Genomic DNA, 17,823 nt, shown 5'->3' with positions numbered 1-17,823 from the left:
AAGCCAATAAATTTAAATCTATATACTTTTAAAACAAGTACTATTAAACTAGTTTAAATTGTTTTATTTATTTTATTATAAAAACAAACGCCTAACTAACTGAAATAAATATAATTATTTATTATTGTCTATAATGATTTATATTTAATTTAACATTTAGCACCTATTGGAATTATTTTTTATAATGATTTAGAATAAATATAAAATTTTGCAGATTGGTAATTTCTATCTGAATATTTAAAAATACTTATTCAAGCTAAATCATTTGATTTAAAGATATAATTTTTTCTACAATTTATTTATTATTGGTTACTGATATTATGAAAAAAGAAAATTCATTGAGGATAGAAACTGGATTATTCTTAAAAAGATCCAGAATAAGTAAATCTCTTACAGGTTTTGAATTGGCTAAAAAGTTAAATATAAGCCAACAGCAAATATCAAGATATGAACGAGGGCAAACGAGTATTAACATTGAAACATTAGATTTAATACTCAAAACATTAGATAAAGAATGGTCTGAATTTTTATTTGTTGTCATAGACAAATATACTGAGGACGCTTATGACTTTAAAGTGTTTAACTAGCGATCAAGTTATTTTAAATAAATTATTTTCTTTTAATTATTAATTAAGAAAATTTAAACATTTAATCAAGAAAATAAATTTTCACTATTTACACCTGCCTAAGATAGGTACAGTGCTTATTGTAGTTGTACCTATCTTAATGTTAATTTTATTTTATCATTTGTTTTTATTTCAAATCTAATTTAATACATTTACTGATGAATACTCATCTTCTTCTGTTACCTCTATATTAAAATGATAAATATAAATAATGGGTTGTGTTTTTACTAAAATATAAAAATAACCAATAACATCTGATAAACACTATTTATCCATTTTAGAAATATTTTATATATATATGATGGTTTAATGAGTACCTACCTCACATAATATAAAATTGCTTTTAAAGACCGTTGACGAAACAACCTACACCAGTAAATATACTGAATAATAATGAATTAAACAGCCATCAATATTTTTATTGATGGTACTTTTATCTTTTATGAGTCTCAATTTTTAGACCAAATAATAAAAATAACCAGAGGAAATTCATATGAGTCAGCAAAATACAGCAACTCATTTTTCAATTAATGAGATGAAATCATTACTTGAAACTATGCAAATCTATAAAAAATCAAACGCAGATAAAGGAATTACTCTAATTGCATACAGTGAAGAAGATGAAGCTGCTCACCTTTATCTTGCAAGCTTAATGAAAGAAGCAGGCTTAGAAGTTTATCGAGATGAGATAGGAACGCTCTATGCACGCTTACAAGGCCAAGATCCTACCCTTCCAGCTGTAGCAACTGGTTCACATCTTGATACAGTGCCACAAGGTGGTGCTTATGATGGTGCTTTAGGTGTGATTGCTGGGTTTTATGCTTTAATGCAATACAAACCTCAGCAACTTAAGCGCTCTCTAGAATTAATTGTTTTTAGAGCTGAAGAATCAAGCCGTTTCGGCTTTTCTTGTATTGGTAGCAAGGTTTTAACGGGAAAAATAGATAAAGCCCGTTGGATGCAGAATAAAGACGACGAAGGTAACCATTTTTTTGAAGTCCTTCATTCATTAGGTTATCAGCATAAAAACTTTGATACATGTTTACTAGATCCAAATCGTTATAGCGCCTTTGTTGAGCTTCATATTGAGCAAGGTAGACGTTTAGAGAATGACAAAAAAACAATCGGTATTGTAAATGGCATAGCGGCTCCAACGCGTTTTTCAGTCACTGTAAAAGGACACGCAGATCACTCTGGTGCTACACCGATGTATCAGCGTCAGGATGCATTAGTTGCTAGCGCAAGTATTATTACTGATATTAATCGTGGTGCTAATATAGAATCTGTTTATGGGACAGTAGGAACTGTTGGTAAACTGAATGTAATTCCTAATTCAATGAATGTAATACCAGGTGAGGTCAAATTCTTCGTTGATATTCGTGGTATAGATACTGAAAGTATTCAACGTGTAATACAACGTTTGCATAATAGCATTGAAAAAACAACCAAAGATTTAGACGTTAATATTGATATACAGCTAATATCAGAAGAACAGCCTGTAATATTAGATGACTCAATATGCCAGGTTATTGAGGATATTTGTCAGCAAAACAACATTAATTATATGACAATGCTTAGTGGCGCAGGTCATGACTCTATGAATATGGCGACACTTTATCCTACCGCTATGATATTTACTCCATCAGTTAAAGGAATTAGTCATCATCCTGATGAGTTTACAGAATTTAGTGATATTGCAATAGCCGCAGACTTACTTGCTAAAACATTAGGTAAATTAGCATCTCAATAACAGCTGACAATATTTTTAATAAAAAACCAAAAGGGATTATGAGATCTATAATTCCTTTTTTAATTAATTCATTAAATGCTCTAATACCATAGCACCAGCCCCTTGTGATACAATTTCGTAAGCATGACTTGCAGGATAAACTTGCGTTTTTATATTAGGAAAACAAGATAATTTATTATCAATAGTTTGTTTAACTATATTAAAAAAAGTAGATTTAGGGATCAACGTACCGCCACAAACAACTATCTCAGGTTGAACGAATAAAATTGTGCTAGCAATTGCTAATCCATAGTAATAAGCCGCTTCTTCTAATGCTTCAATACAGAGTGAATCCTTCATTTCAATCGCTTCAAAAATAGCGTGATATGTTATCTCCTGACTGTTCTCTACTAATGAAAGTAATAAAGAATTCTCGCCTAACTCTAATCTATTTATTACCCTTTTTTTAATAGAGTCTAATGAACAAAGTGTATTTAAGCACCCATAAGAACCACATTCACACTTAGGCCCTTTGACATCAATTGCCATATGACCAAAATAATTTGTAGTAGTAGACGTATCAGTAAGAAATTGATTATTTATTATCGCACAACCACGTACTTGAGTATCACAAGATGTAAATAAAAAGCGCTGTGTTTTTTGGCGATAATAAAGACGATATTCAGCTAAGGCAGCAAAATGGATGCCGCTCCCCACTGTCACATAAGTAGGAATTTCTTTACGTAATAACGCTTCTAGATTAGTAAATTCTTCATAAATTGACTTTGATTCTAAACGTTGCTCAATAACGTGTTCAATAGATACTCCTATTCCCAATACTTTTTGATAGCTAATATTATTATTAGAAAGTAGTTCATTGATTTGAGGTAACAGTTTTTCTGTCATTTTGCTTGCTGAAAGATAAGGTTCTGGAGCTATTTTCATTTTATCCAACATATTTAATTTTAAGTCCATTAAAATAATGGTTGAATAAACTTTGCTAAGCTCAATACCAATTAAATATACATCTTCTGTGTTAATGCTATATAAAATTGGTTTTCGTCCCCCTGTTGATTCACCTAATTCAGAAGTCGTAATTAATTTTAAAACATTCAACTCATCGACTAAGCGAGCACAAGTCGCTGGTTTCATTAGAGCAAGCTCTGTCAGTGTTTCTGTTTTCACAGGCCCATTTTCAGCAATTAATTTATAAAGGTTTTTTAATTTTAGTGCTTTTGAAGTTTTAGAAGATTGAAGTTCTTTTAAATTTTTCAATAGCATAGATAAGTCCTTTAATAAATAAAATCATACGAAAAATAAGCGTAGTGCTATCTTACTGTAAAAAAAGAAATAGTTCTTTAGTCTGAACAGACAATATGATCTTAATCTCAAAATGAGAATAAGTAGGTTGTTCATTTAAATTAATCAGGCAAAGTATTTTCAGTTATGAATTAAATATAGAGACTATTATACAGGAGAGAGCCATGCACCAGATTACAGATATCAATGTAGCAAAAGAATATATTCAATCTAAAACAACAGAAAAACCAACAATTGGTATTGTTTTAGGATCTGGCTTAGGCCCATTTGCAGATACATTAGAAGATGCAGTACATATTCCATATAACAGCATCCCACATTTTGCCGCTTCAGGTGCAGTAGGACATGCAAATGAACTTGTTATCGGAAAAATTGCAGGAAAAACAGTAGTTGCTATGAAAGGACGATTCCATTATTACGAAGGGTTTACGCTTGATCAAGTCACTTTCCCTATTCGTGTAATGAAAGCATTAGGAATTGAGAAATTAATTATTACAAATGCATGTGGTGCAGTAAATACAGACTTCGCACCTGGTGATCTCATGCTAATTACAGATCACATTAACCTCACAGCCAATAATCCATTAATAGGACCAAATAATCCTGAATTAGGTGTTCGTTTTCTTGATGTAAGTGAAGTTTATAATAAAGCAATGCGACAAGTGGTTATTGATATTGCAAAAGAACAGGATATTACATTACGCCAAGGTGTTTATGCATGGTGGACAGGTCCGACTTATGAAACTCCTGCTGAAATACGAATGATAAGAACATTAGGCGCTGATGCTGTAGGTATGTCTACAGTACCAGAAGCTTTAATTGCACGACATTCAGGTATCGACACTATTGGTATTTCATGCTTAACCAACATGGCGTGCGGTATTTTAGAACAACCTCTTAGCCATGATGAAGTGATTGAAACTGCTGAACGTGTAAAATCAACATTTTTAAATCTTATAACATCTGTTATTGCTCGTTTATAAATCCATATTAAATTAATCAACGAAAAGTGGAGCACAGATAGCTGCCTGTGGTCCACTAAAAATAATATTCCCAACAGTGGAGATTGTTATGGGTATAAAAATACAGCTCAAAGGTATGATGTTTATGCAATATTTCATCTGGGGAAGTTGGTTAATAACCCTAGGTGCTTATATGATGCAAACACTCCATTTTACAGGGATTGAGGTTGGATTAGTTTATGGTTCTAAAGGTATTGCAGCATTAATAATGCCTGGTTTACTAGGAATAATTGCAGATAAATTTATTCCCGCCAATAGACTCTATATTCTTTGTCACCTTATTTGTGCGATTGCCTTATTTTATGCAGCCTCGGTGACTGATGCCTCAATTATGTTTTGGGTTATGCTCATCAATGCAATGGCATTTATGCCAACAATCGCTCTTTCAAATTCTATTGGTTATTTCTGTTTAAACAAATATCAACTCGATTCAACAGCAAATTTCCCACCTATTCGGGTATTTGGTACTATAGGCTTTATCGTTGCAATGTGGTGCGTTAGCTTATTTAAATTAGAACTTAGTAATATTCAGCTCTATATTGCGTCATTTGCCTCTCTCTGTTTGGCATTATATTCATTCTGTTTACCTAAAATACCAACTATACAGCATAAAAAATCAACATCTTGGGCATCTCGCTTAGGATTAGATGCATTTGTTTTATTTAAAAAACCCGTTATGGCTGTTTTCTTTTTATTTGCAATGCTATTAGGTGCTGTATTACAAATTACAAATACCTTTGGTAGTCCATTTATTCATGATTTTGCTAAAAATCCAGAATTCGCAGATAGTTTAATCGTGCAGTACCCTTCTATTTTACTTTCTGTTTCACAAATGGCAGAAGTCGCGTTTATATTAGCAATACCTTTCTTTCTAAAACGTTTTGGTATCAAAAAGGTCATGTTAATTAGTATGATAGCATGGACATTACGTTTTGGTTTATTTGCATATGGTGATCCGTCACCCTGGGGTTTTGCATTATTGATGCTTTCAATGATTGTCTATGGCTGTGCTTTTGACTTCTTTAATATTTCAGGCTCAATTTATATTGAAAATGAAGTAAAACCTGAAATAAGAGCAAGTGCCCAAGGCCTCTTTATGACAATGGTTAATGGCGTGGGTGCATATGCGGGCTCGATATTAAGTGGTATGGTTGTCGATAAATTTACAATAGATGGCATAAAGGACTGGCATTCTATATGGTTAATTTTTGCCTCATATACGTTGATATTAGCAATTGTTTTTATCTTTGCGTTTAAAGAAAATAGAAATACAATTCATTCATAATAATATTTAATATTTTATTAAAAAATAGATAAAAATGATAATAAACAAATATAAAGTTTATTATCATTTTTTTATCTATTGCTTTCATAATGGCATGATATTTAACTATAATTTAAATAAAAACGACACTTACAAAAAAAAATTTATTAAACTGCATTTTTTTTGCAAGTCTAATTATTAGCTAACTATAGAATAAGCTTTCTTTTTAGTGAAAGATTAACCTATAGATACGAAAGAAATTTATTTTAATGATCTGAATTTTTATCTTGTTAAAATCTTTCCTTTTTAAAAATGAAATAAAAATAGATTACTAAGTAGAAAAATATTTTTATAAAGCCATTAATAAAAGATAACCTTATTATGAGTGAACATATTTATAAAACAAAAAATTTTAATGAAATAACAAATAAAATGCTCAAACATAGCATTGGTATAACATGGAAAAATTATAATCCACAAAAAAACACGACAGAATTAAAATTTAATTTTCCTGAATGGACAACCCTTAGAGATAATAAATATAAAACAATTACTACTTTTAATGAACAGCAAAAAGAAGTAGCAAGGGATATTCTTAAAGAAATTAGTTCTATTGCAAACATAGATTTTACGGAAACAGATGCTTACTCTGATTCACATTTAAAATTTGGATTATATAATAATGTAAATGAAACAGGAGGCTATTATAGCCCTTTAATTAGAGGTTTTGCACATTATTCCAATGCTAATTACAGATTAGATGAAAATAAGAAGATAAAAAGTGTATCAGATTATAGTTTACCAGGAAGGGTATGGATAAATAAATCAAAATGCAAAGAAATAGACTCGATAAGTATAGAGTTAGCAATCTATGACCGAGAAAATAAAAAATTAAAATACAATGACTCATTAATAAATAGAAATAAAAACATTAATGACAGAGAAACAAGTGAAATAAAATATAAAATAGATTATTTTAATCATTTATCTGATAATATTAATTATTCTTTAATATCAAATGGAAATTATTATTCTTTATATGAAAATATGAATAAGGATATTCATTTTAATAATGACGTGAATAATCCTAACGCATATATAGAAAAAAACAGTTATGAAGGCTCTTGTTTAAGTCATGAAATATTACATGCTTTGGGTATATCTCATACTTTTGTTTGGAACTATAGCCTTCCTTACTCACCTGAAAATAGCACTAAATATTCAATTATGGCTTATCACTATCCTAAATATGAAGATGCTGATTTAGGCCATTTAAGTCCTTCTACATTATTATTAACTGATATTTATATAATCCAGAAACTTTATGGTGCAAATATTCATACAAGAAAAGGTAATACAACTTATGGATTTAACGCAAATACTGAAAGTGATACTTTTCATTTAACTAATAATAAAAAACATTTTCAGATTTGCATTTGGGATGCCAGTGGTATTGATACTTTGGATTTCTCTCAATATTTAGAAAATCAAAAAATAAATCTTAATCAAGGTCAATTTTCTGATGTAGGAGGATTACGAGGTAATGTTTCTATTGCTTATGATACTGTTATTGAGCAAGCCATTGGAGGTTATGGTAATGATACGATAATAGGTAATGAAGCAGATAATTTTCTAGATGGACAAGATGGTAATGATTATCTTTATGGTGGTAGCGGTAGAGATATTTTATATGGCGGAAAAGGCAATGATATTCTTGACGGTGGCAAAGGTAATGACTGCCTTTACGATCTTTATGGTAATAATTGTCTATATGGCGGAGATGATAATGACCGTATAACATCTGGCTCTGGTATAGATACATTATATGGTGATAATGGAGACGACCATTTAGATCCTGGCTCTAACCATGATTTTCTTTATGGTGGGAGTGGTAAAGATACCTTTGCATTTATATTATCACCTTATAATTATGGTAATAATAAAATACAAGATTTTAACATCATAGAAGATAAATTATATTTTTATATATTTAAAAATAATAAAGTACAAAAATCAGATATTAAAATAACTGATAAATTTTCAGGAAAAACAAACGAAGCAGTATTAAATTATGATAGAACAGAAAATCAAACAATCATTAGCATTAATACTAGAGAAGATAAATTAATACCCAATCTGTTTATTACACTAAATGGATATTATTCCTCTGAAGATTTATTTTTATCATAGATAATTATTTTACTAAATATCTACCCCTATAAATATATAGGGGTGTTTTGGTTATATAAATATAACCTTTTACTATAAGAACAACATTATTATTATCATGTTAAAACAATAACTTGTCGTTATTTATATTTAATTTATAGAAATAGCATTATTTATAATTAATGTAAAAATATAAAATAACAATAAAAACAATAACCCACTGAAAAATATCAACAGTAAAGATAAATAAATCTTTATTTTCTCTAATAAATTATTTGGACTTAAAACACACTTCACTTCACAATTATTTAAAAAGTTATTTCCCCCTCTAGATTAATATTAATTTAAGCCTATGTTTATTACTTCTGATATTCATCAGAACAATAGTTTATGTATATTTAATCAAACTTAACCTAAATTTGATATCTGGAGGATATTACATGGGTTCTACTTTACTAAAAAAAGCTATTGGATTATCTAGCGCTTCTGACTTTCTAGATAAGAATGGCTTATTTTATAATTATAATGCCAATAGATTACCTTCTTTTGATTATGATAAAGCAGGTAAGCATATCGCTCGTGAAAATAAATCATGGAGTGGTTATGGTGAAAATCAAATGGGACAATCCGCGGAAGTGACATATTCATTTCCAACTTGGAGTCACATGCCAACAAATATATTTGGTGATAAAAACCCTTACCAATTTAACTTGCAACAAAAAGAACAAGCAAAATTCTCATTAAATTCTTGGGCTGATGTTGCAAATATTACATTTAAAGAAGTCGCTCCCAGAGATAATGCAGACATTCAATTTGGAAACATTAAAGATAAATATGGTAGTTTTCAAGCATATGCCACATTGCCTCATACCAAATTATATGGTGATTCTGGTCCTGATGTATCTGGTCAAGCTTGGTTTAGTGATTATAAATATGCAGGAAATACGACACCAGAATTAGGTAATTATGGCCGTTTGACATTAGTGCATGAAATAGGTCACACACTTGGTTTAATGCATCCTGGTGACTATAATGCAGGACAAAATGTACCTGGATATTTAAAATCTGATTACGCTGAAGATAGCCGCCAATATACTGTAATGAGTTATTGGGAAGAGTATGAAACAGGCGCATTTTTTGATGGTGTTTATGCTGGAGCTCCCCTTCTTCACGATATTTCCGCGATTCAATATCTTTATGGTGCTAACACTAGTGTTAGAACTGGAAATGATATTTACGGATTTAATTCAAATACAAATATTGATTATTTCACAGCAACAAGTAGCCACGATAAATTAATATTTTCTGTATGGGATAATGGCGGTTATGATACTTTTGATTTTTCAGGTTTTTATCAAAATCAAACTATCGATTTACGTGAAATGCATTATTCCAATGTTGGAGGATTAGTAAAAAATGTCTCCATAGCAAAAGGGGTTGTTATTGAAGAGGCTATTGGTGGATCTGGTAACGATATAATCATTGGTAATGATGCTGATAACTGGTTATCTGGTGGTGCTGGTAATGATATTATTTATGGTGGCGCGGGTAATGATCATATTTATGGTGGCGCGGGTCAAGATACATTATGGGGTGCTGGGCGAGATATAGCACAAGAAGAAAGTGGAAATAATACTTTCGTCTATAAAGATATATCAGATTCAACATTTGAATTTGCCGATATAATTATGGACTTTAAGACAGGCAAAGACAAAATCGATTTAACCGATTTAATAAAAAACACCTTCTATGATAACTCAATTAATTATGTTGACCAATTATCAGGTAAAGGGGGTGAATTAGCAATTAATTATAATGATATGAATGATATGAGTGAAGTTCTTATCAATGCTTATGGCCATTATAATCCTGAGTTCAAAATTGATATTGTAGGCGTTATTACTCCAAATGATTTTATAGTTTAAGTAGATAAAAAGTAGAGGAATAATATTCCTCTACTTTTATTCAATAAAGTTGTTTTTTTATATAAAAAAAATCCAAAAAAGATAAATTAGTGACTTTATTTTTATGTATACAATTAGCAAAACCATAGTAAGTTTGATTCGGGATTAATATAATGTCACTTAAAAATCAGAATAATGAAATAATCACAATTATAAAAGCCAGAAAGAATATTTTTATCTCTATAGGTTTTTTTACTGCACTCATTAATATATTAATGCTTGTTCCATCTATTTATATGCTACAAGTTTATGATAGGGTTCTTCCTTCTGGGAACGAAATGACATTATTAATGTTAACTCTTATTATGTGTGCACTTTTCATTTTTATGGGAGGATTAGAATATCTAAGAAGTATTATCGTTATTAGAATGAGCAATAAATTCGACTTGTCACTAAATTCAAGAATATATACAGCTGCTTATCAAGCAAAGTTAAATAAAACGGCAGATACAAATCCGACGCTTGCCCTAAATGATCTTATTACAATAAGGCAGTTTATTACGAGCCATGCTTTATTTGCCTTTTTCGATTTACCCTGGTTTCCAATCTATCTTATTGTCATTGCATTATTTAATCCATGGTTAGGTTTATTTGCATTTTGTAGCGCAGCTATTTTATTTTCTCTTGCTCTTATAAATGAATTTTTAGTTAAATCATCATTAAAAAATGCGAATAGCTTCGCCAATCAAGCGCAACTTATTCAGAATCATCATTTTGAACACCCCCAACCTGTTGAAGCGATGGGAATGCTAAACAACTTACGTAAACAATGGCAAAATTCCCATTTTAAGTATTTACAGGCACAGACAGAGGCAAGTGATAAAGCGGCAAGTATTAATGCAATAACTAAAGTCACAAGAATGGCTTTGCAATCATTAATGTTAGGTCTAGGTGGCTGGCTGGCTATTGATAATACAATTAGTCCTGGGATGATGATCGCGGGTTCAATATTATTAGGACGAACATTAGCGCCTATTGAGCAAGTTATTAATGTCTGGAAAAACTGGGATAGTAGTAAAGTAGCCTATAAAAGACTCGTAGAATTATTAAAAAATCATCCAATACAAGAAAAAAAAATATCACTACCTATGCCAGAAGGCCAATTATTAGTCGATATTTATCAAGCAGAATATCCACAAAGTAATCATACGTTATTAAGTAATATTCAATTTTCACTTAATCCTGGTGATGTCTTAGGTATTATTGGCCCAAGTGCTTCAGGAAAATCATCTTTAGCAAAATTTATTGTTGGTATATGGCCTGTAAAAAAAGGAATAGTTCGTCTCGATAATGCAGACATATTCCAATGGAATAAAGATGAAGTAGGCTCATCTATTGGCTACTTACCTCAAGAGATAGCCCTATTTCCAGGTTCTATCGCAGAAAATATTGCTCGTTTCTCAGATATTGATCCTGAAAAAATTATTCAAGCAGCCAAAATGGCAAATGTTCATGAAATGATTTTACGTTTTCCACATGGATATGAAACGATTATAGGTGTTCATGGTGAAGGTCTTTCTGGTGGGCAAAAACAACGGATTGCGTTAGCAAGAGCCCTATATGGGGACCCTACATTAATTGTTTTAGATGAACCTAATTCTAATTTAGATGATTTAGGCATCAAAGCGTTGTTAAATGCAATACAAATACTAAAACAAAATAAAAAAACGGTTATTTTAATCACACATCAAAAACAACTACTTTCTGTTACTAATAAACTACTCGTACTTGTTGATGGCAATAAAAAATTATTTGGTTCTACAACAGAAGTTATTGCTGAATTAAATAATCATTCAAATACAAATAACACCACTATTCCTTCAACAACACCTATTACGCAGAGTAATAGTTAATTATTTGGATATTGTTATGAAAATAAATATCATTAAAAACGAGAATGATTTTTCAGGGAAAATTGCAGATGACCCTAAAATGTTGCTCATAGTCGGTTGGAGTATCGTTTTATTAGGATTAATTATTTTTATTTTTTGGGCTGCTTTTGCACCTTTAGATAAAGGTATTGCAACAAATGGGAATGTATCAATATCTGGAAATAAAAAAAGTGTACAATCCTCGGTGGAAGGTATTGTTGCTAATATTTTCGTTAAGAACGGTGATAAAGTTATCGCAGGACAACCGCTAGTTCAATTAAATACAACTCAATCGACGGCTTTAGTAAAATCATTATCAGAGCAATATGATAATTTATTCATTACACAACAGCGATTATTAGCACAAATCAAAGCCAATAGTTCATTTTCAGTTTTACCTAAGGAAAAATATTTTACCTCTGAAGAAAATATAAATTATCTTATTTCACAGCAAAATAAATTACTCTATGAGAAAATAACTGAATTTAATAGCGAAATTAAAAGTTATCAAGCGATAATAGATGGTATTACGAATCGATTAGTTCATTTAAAAAAATCGTCTTACAATAAGAAGTTACAAATACATAGCTTACAAACTCAAATGACAGATCTTCATACATTAGCTGATGAAGGATATCTGCCACGACATCGTTATTTAGAAGTTGAACGAGAGCTATCTGAAAATAATAATCAGCTAAATGAAACCTTAGGGCAAATAACCACACTAGAAAAACAAGTCTTGGAATATAAGCAAAAAATAACTCAACGTAATGCTAATTTTTATCAATTAACCCGCAGTGAGTTAAATCAAATAGAATTACAGCTAAGTGAAACAAAAAAACAACTAACAATTGAAATAGATAATCTTGGCAAAAAGCAAATCATCGCTCCTATTTCAGGGACCGTGATGGAACAATCTATATTTACCCAAGGTGGTGTCGTTGGTATTGGTCAACGACTAATGGAAATTGTACCTGATGATCATCAGCTTATTATTGAAGCACGCTTAGCGCCACATTTAATAGACAAAGTTACTGTAGGCCTACCTGTAGAATTAATGTTTAGTGCTTTTAACCAAAATAAAACACCCAAAATTCCCGGCGAAGTGACACTTGTTTCTGCTGATAGATTAATTGATGAAAGAACTACAGAACCTTATTATCAAGTTCTTATTAATGTGAAAGATAATTCATTATTAGCCGATAACAAATTAAAAGCCGGTATGCCCGTTGATGTTTTTATTAATACAGGAGAACGATCCTTATTAAATTATTTATTTAAACCACTATTAGATAGAGTTCATACATCATTAACGGAAGAGTAATTATGTTAATAAAAAAATTTGTATCCATTTTATTAATATGGATGATCAGTATACCTGGATTTGCTATACCTCTTTCTGATCTCTATTTTTTGGCAATAAAAAATGATCCTACACTTAATGCAGCAGTAAAAGAACATGCTGCAGGTAAAGAGTATGAAAATATAGGTTTATCACAATTACTGCCGACTATTTATATGACTTATCAAAATAATCCGCGTAACTGGCAACGTAAAGCATATCCAATTAATACCTACCAAGGAAAAATTGAAGCAGTTGAATATCAAAACTATCAAAGTTATTCGATAAATACCATTGTTAGTCAGCCTCTATTTGATTATAGTGCATTTAGTGAATATAAAAGTTCTACACTTAAATCACTTTTATCTGATAGTCGTTATCAAGCTAAATTTTCAGATATGATGATAAGGCTAATCGATAATTATATTCAACTTTCTTATGTTCAGGATAAATTACAATTAAACCAATCTCAGCAAGATATTTATCAAAAGCAGCTGATTTCAAGCCAGCGTTTATTTGAGCTAGGGGAAGGTACTAAAACAGACATAGCAGAAATAGAAACGCGTTTATATTTAACTAAATCACAATATACTGATATTTTTCTGGAATTAGAAAAAAATCTTAATAAACTCAGTGCCATGATAGGTTCACAACTTTTTCCTCAACATATCTCTCAATTAAGTGATGATAAATTTGTTTTACAATCTCTCGTTCCTCTTGATTATGCTTCATGGGAGAAAAATGCAATTGCAGATAATATAAATATTCAAATTGCACGTCATGAAATAGCAATTGCAAAACAAGAAATTGAAAAAAATAGAGGGGAGTTTTTCCCTACTGTCCAATTTTATGCATCCTATTCTAATAGTAATTCAGAGAATAATAATACCGTTAATCAGAAATACCAATCTGCCAACATGGGAATTCATGTAAGCATGCCTTTATTTAATGGTGGAAAAACAACGGCATCAATGAGGCAATCTAGTGCAATGTATCAAATGAGTGCTTTTGAACGCGATGCGGTTATTCAAACGGTAACGCAAGAGTTACGTCATCAATATCAAATTTGTGCCACCAGCAATATCAAATTAACGGCTTATGAACAAGCTGTCACTTCGGCTAAATTGCAATTACATGCAACCCAAAAAAGCTTTAAAGGAGGACAAAGAACGATGATCGATGTCCTTAATGCCGAAGATTTGCTTTATCGCGCACAGCAAGATTTGATTAAAGCTAAATATGATTATATTCAGGCATGGGCTTTATTGCACCAATATACTAATACACTTGATATGGAAAAAATAAAAATAATAGAGAGATATTTTCAGTAGTGAAGTGCTATTTATGCCTCTTTTTTATCAATCTAATGATTTAGAGGACTAAACAATAAAAAAGCCCTATATTTTAATTCGATATAGGGCTTTTTCCATTTTTATTGCAATAATAAACGGTATTATTGCAATAAATAATAATTTGATATAAGCAACGACATTGCTACTTATTTTTGCTAACCAGCTTAATCACTTCTTCTTATTACCATACAGCGTTAATACGTGGTGAGTAAGTGCAATTGATGCTAGACCAATCATACATTCAGCTAAGAATATCAGCATGATTTCCTCCCATTTAACAGTGTATATTGTACGGGGAGAGGTTCCGTTAAAGTAAAGTGACTGTTCATATATGCTTAGTTAACTCCGTTTTGATAGACACAATTTAAACCTACCATTAAAAAGATAAAGTGCAAAATATATTTTCTATCAAACACAGTTTTTTAACTAAGATCACATAAAACAACACAAGAAATCAAAACCTCACAAAAGAAATCCTAGTTGGTTATATTTACAAGCTAAAATAATTTAGTTAACTCAATCAATTAAAGAAAACAAAGGTGAGATCTCCCTGCTTTTCTATGATAGGTTTTATTTCCAAACTACTGATTAGTTTTAAGATATCTTTTTTTTCTGGCCTAACCAAAATAATAGCAATGTCTTGATAATGGTTATCTTTGATAAAATTAATCAGCTGAGGAATGCTATAGTATTTATCTTTCACATCAGGATAAGCTAAACCATAAGCCAGTTCACCTTTACTTTCTGTTAAACGAATATCTGTACGTTTTAAAACCCATGCTAATGATGTCCCTATACCAATTTCATCAGTCAAAATATAAGATTTATCACTCAACTGATCATAATATTGGTTAATAACATTCTCTGGTGTGCTTTTACTCTCTACTTTATTAGGGATAGCAAATCCGATAATTAAACTAATCCCCACAGAACAAAATAGAGTTAAAAACTGTGTTTGTTTAAAATAGGAGCTTAATCCAATAACACTCCAGAACAGAAAACCAAATAATGCTAAAATAACTTTTAGATTTTCATCATTTTCATAGAGCGTAAAATGTTGAGAATAAAGAGAATAGATAATGATAGCCATTCCAATAACACCAAAACTAGTATTAATAATGGCATTTATTCTATGAATTTTTGTATTATTTGCTTGTTTTAGCTCCTCCATATAATAACCAATTATGATGGATAGTGGCACAAAACACGGTAGCATATATGTTAATAACTTACCGCTTGATGCTGAGAAAAAAGCAAAAAATAGCGAGAACCAAAGTAAGAAATACAGTGTTCCTTTATTTAAGGATAATGCTGATTTTAACGATCCAAATAAAAACCCTAACCAAGGTAAAATACCCAAAATAACGATGGGAAAATAAAACCAAAGTGGTTGCGCTCTTGCTGTATTTTTTTCAATAAAACGCTGAACATGTTCAACCCAGAAAAAATAATTCCAATAATCAGGCGCTTTTAATGCAACAGAAAGCACCCAAGGGCCTGCAACGATAATCAATGACAAAAGCGCTATAGGTGCATAGCAAAGTACTTCTTTAAGACGGGATAAACTAATTGCAGTTACAATAAAAACTAAAGCAGGTAAAACAACGGCAATAAATCCTTTAGTTAAAAATCCTAATGCAGAAAAAGCACCAACTAAAAAATAAGCCATTATTTTCGCTTTGGTCGTTTTAGCAAATAAGCCACTAATAAAAAATGACATTGAACCGGTAACAAAAAGAACAACAATAGGATCGAGTATATTATATGAGCCAATCGCTAAGACTAAAAATGAAGACAAATACACCATTAATGCATTAAAAGCGATATCACGATTATCCCAAACCAGCATCACTGAGCGATAAATAAAATATCCTGTTAATAGGGTTGAAGTAACAACAACAATGCGTACAGAAAAGTGTCCTTCACCTAATAACCATTGTGCAATACTATTAATCCAATAGCCTAACACGGGCTTTTCAAAATAACGTACATCAAGTAAATAAGGTACAGTCCAATTGCCTGACATCAACATTTCGCGACTAATTTCTGCATAACGTATTTCATCAGGTTGCCATAATAGTCTTGTTTCTAAAGGAATAAAGTAGGTTAAAAGTATAAAAAAGATCAACAAAAGCCATTTATATCTTTCTACAACACCAGTGCTCATATATTCCTCAAATGTTAGTGATAATGTTTATATTTATTGTGTATATAAAGTTAGATTCTATAGAAATAACAATCGCTCTTTATTAATTTCTACTTAAATATAACTTAAAAATCAAAGTTACTTAATAAAGTAAAAATAATTAAAAAACAATAAGATAAATCAAAAAAAACAAATCATAACTGATATGCAAATTTATTTTCATTATCAGGTATATAAATCTTTTTGAATAATAACTCAATCTATTCGAAAATATACCTTCATGTAATGAGAGAATAATAAATGCTAAGTGATTGCTTTAATTAAATTAAATATGTATTTTTATTCTTGTTTTAATAGCGAGTATATCACTATTTATTTACACTTGTATTTTTATAAGATAATGGGTTCTTTGTAATGGCTGCCTATAAAATAGTGCATTCTTTATGCTAACCTAATTAATACTCTGTTTTAGAGAGTGTATTTTTTCGTCAACATAAAAGGTAGAGATCATGTCAATTCTTGATGATTGGGCTGAACGCCATATTGAAAAAGCGTTGAATAAAGGAGAACTCTCTTCATTAAAAGGCGAAGGTAAACCTCTTGTTTTAGATGATAATAGCCATGTTCCTGAATCGCTAAGAGCAAGTTACCATCTTCTTAAGAATGCAGGTTTTTTACCTCCAGAAATGCAAGATAGGAAAGAAGCATTATCTCTAGCAGAAATCCTAAGTACCCTTTCAGATAAGGATGATAATAATGAACAGTTACAAAAACGTTTGGTATTGTTAGAACTCAAATTACAACAAGCTGGTATGGATACTCAATTTTTACATGCTGATTATACAACACAGATTAATGAAAAGTTGTTGAAATCAATAATAGAAATACAGAATGAAAATAATTAAGAATAATTTTTTTATTTAATATTCTCGCTAACTTTATAAAATGATTATATAAAATAAAAAGAAAAGACAAAGCTACCCTTGCCTTTTCTTGTTTATTTAACAAAAAGCATATT

The 17,823-nt window shown here is 30.5% G+C and carries 12 protein-coding genes; 10 read left to right on the top strand and 2 right to left on the bottom strand.

What is annotated here, in order from left to right; translation table 11 throughout:
* The first annotated feature begins 320 nt into the window (after nt 1-320).
* Both M983_RS12395 and M983_RS12390 read left to right on the top strand, forming a co-directional pair.
* On the top strand, nt 321-587 hold the full coding sequence (locus M983_RS12395; RefSeq protein ID WP_066751301.1) for a helix-turn-helix domain-containing protein: 267 nt from the start codon (nt 321-323) through the stop codon (nt 585-587).
* A gap of 532 nt (nt 588-1,119) precedes the next feature.
* Complete coding sequence (locus M983_RS12390; protein ID WP_066751298.1) at nt 1,120-2,376, top strand: Zn-dependent hydrolase; 1,257 nt, start codon at nt 1,120-1,122, stop codon at nt 2,374-2,376.
* A 63-nt stretch (nt 2,377-2,439) separates the two neighbouring features.
* Here M983_RS12390 and M983_RS12385 read toward each other — a convergent pair whose 3' ends face one another.
* A complete protein-coding gene (locus M983_RS12385) occupies nt 2,440-3,636 on the bottom strand; it encodes an ROK family protein (protein WP_066751291.1) in 1,197 nt (398 codons plus the stop codon).
* A 203-nt stretch (nt 3,637-3,839) separates the two neighbouring features.
* Here M983_RS12385 and M983_RS12380 point away from each other — a divergent pair, with 203 nt between their 5' ends.
* The 7 genes from M983_RS12380 (at nt 3,840) to M983_RS12350 (ending at nt 14,638) form a co-directional block, all read left to right on the top strand.
* Nucleotides 3,840-4,658, top strand: a complete 819-nt coding sequence (locus M983_RS12380; RefSeq protein ID WP_066751288.1) for a purine-nucleoside phosphorylase — start codon at nt 3,840-3,842, stop codon at nt 4,656-4,658.
* A gap of 88 nt (nt 4,659-4,746) precedes the next feature.
* Entirely contained in the window at nt 4,747-5,982 is a 1,236-nt protein-coding gene (locus M983_RS12375) for a nucleoside permease (RefSeq protein ID WP_066751285.1), read from the top strand.
* A 360-nt stretch (nt 5,983-6,342) separates the two neighbouring features.
* A complete protein-coding gene (locus M983_RS12370) occupies nt 6,343-8,151 on the top strand; it encodes a M10 family metallopeptidase C-terminal domain-containing protein (RefSeq protein ID WP_066751282.1) in 1,809 nt (602 codons plus the stop codon).
* 419 nt (nt 8,152-8,570) lie between these two features.
* On the top strand, nt 8,571-10,055 hold the full coding sequence (zapA, locus tag M983_RS12365; RefSeq protein ID WP_066751280.1) for a ZapA family metalloprotease: 1,485 nt from the start codon (nt 8,571-8,573) through the stop codon (nt 10,053-10,055).
* 152 nt (nt 10,056-10,207) lie between these two features.
* On the top strand, nt 10,208-11,947 hold the full coding sequence (locus M983_RS12360; protein ID WP_066751279.1) for a type I secretion system permease/ATPase: 1,740 nt from the start codon (nt 10,208-10,210) through the stop codon (nt 11,945-11,947).
* Between the two features lie 16 nt (nt 11,948-11,963).
* Complete coding sequence (locus M983_RS12355) at nt 11,964-13,289, top strand: HlyD family type I secretion periplasmic adaptor subunit (RefSeq protein WP_066751277.1); 1,326 nt, start codon at nt 11,964-11,966, stop codon at nt 13,287-13,289.
* A 2-nt stretch (nt 13,290-13,291) separates the two neighbouring features.
* Nucleotides 13,292-14,638, top strand: coding sequence for a TolC family outer membrane protein (locus M983_RS12350; protein WP_245684046.1), 1,347 nt, complete (start codon nt 13,292-13,294; stop codon nt 14,636-14,638).
* Between the two features lie 541 nt (nt 14,639-15,179).
* Here the strand turns inward: M983_RS12350 and arnT are convergent.
* Entirely contained in the window at nt 15,180-16,826 is a 1,647-nt protein-coding gene (gene arnT, locus M983_RS12345) for a lipid IV(A) 4-amino-4-deoxy-L-arabinosyltransferase (protein WP_066751268.1), read from the bottom strand.
* A 488-nt stretch (nt 16,827-17,314) separates the two neighbouring features.
* Between arnT and M983_RS12340 the strand changes: the two genes are divergently transcribed.
* Entirely contained in the window at nt 17,315-17,710 is a 396-nt protein-coding gene (locus M983_RS12340; RefSeq protein ID WP_066751265.1) for a DnaJ family domain-containing protein, read from the top strand.
* Nucleotides 17,711-17,823 lie beyond the last annotated feature (113 nt).

This window comes from Proteus myxofaciens ATCC 19692 (assembly GCF_001654855.1).
In the GTDB taxonomy this organism is placed as follows: domain Bacteria; phylum Pseudomonadota; class Gammaproteobacteria; order Enterobacterales; family Enterobacteriaceae; genus Proteus; species Proteus myxofaciens.
The sequence above is the reverse complement of the archived record's forward strand: the minus strand, read 5'-3'. Positions and strand labels throughout refer to the sequence as shown.

Excerpts from the sequence above, each read along its gene's own strand:
- M983_RS12395 (WP_066751301.1), top strand. The coding sequence starts at position 321 with ATGAAAAAAGAAAATTCATTGAGGATAGAAACTGGATTATTCTTAAAA.
- M983_RS12390 (WP_066751298.1), top strand. The coding sequence starts at position 1,120 with ATGAGTCAGCAAAATACAGCAACTCATTTTTCAATTAATGAGATGAAA.
- M983_RS12385 (WP_066751291.1), bottom strand. The coding sequence starts at position 3,636 with ATGCTATTGAAAAATTTAAAAGAACTTCAATCTTCTAAAACTTCAAAA.
- M983_RS12380 (WP_066751288.1), top strand. The coding sequence starts at position 3,840 with ATGCACCAGATTACAGATATCAATGTAGCAAAAGAATATATTCAATCT.
- M983_RS12375 (WP_066751285.1), top strand. The coding sequence starts at position 4,747 with ATGGGTATAAAAATACAGCTCAAAGGTATGATGTTTATGCAATATTTC.
- M983_RS12370 (WP_066751282.1), top strand. The coding sequence starts at position 6,343 with ATGAGTGAACATATTTATAAAACAAAAAATTTTAATGAAATAACAAAT.
- zapA (WP_066751280.1), top strand. The coding sequence starts at position 8,571 with ATGGGTTCTACTTTACTAAAAAAAGCTATTGGATTATCTAGCGCTTCT.
- M983_RS12360 (WP_066751279.1), top strand. The coding sequence starts at position 10,208 with ATGTCACTTAAAAATCAGAATAATGAAATAATCACAATTATAAAAGCC.
- M983_RS12355 (WP_066751277.1), top strand. The coding sequence starts at position 11,964 with ATGAAAATAAATATCATTAAAAACGAGAATGATTTTTCAGGGAAAATT.
- M983_RS12350 (WP_245684046.1), top strand. The coding sequence starts at position 13,292 with ATGTTAATAAAAAAATTTGTATCCATTTTATTAATATGGATGATCAGT.
- arnT (WP_066751268.1), bottom strand. The coding sequence starts at position 16,826 with ATGAGCACTGGTGTTGTAGAAAGATATAAATGGCTTTTGTTGATCTTT.
- M983_RS12340 (WP_066751265.1), top strand. The coding sequence starts at position 17,315 with ATGTCAATTCTTGATGATTGGGCTGAACGCCATATTGAAAAAGCGTTG.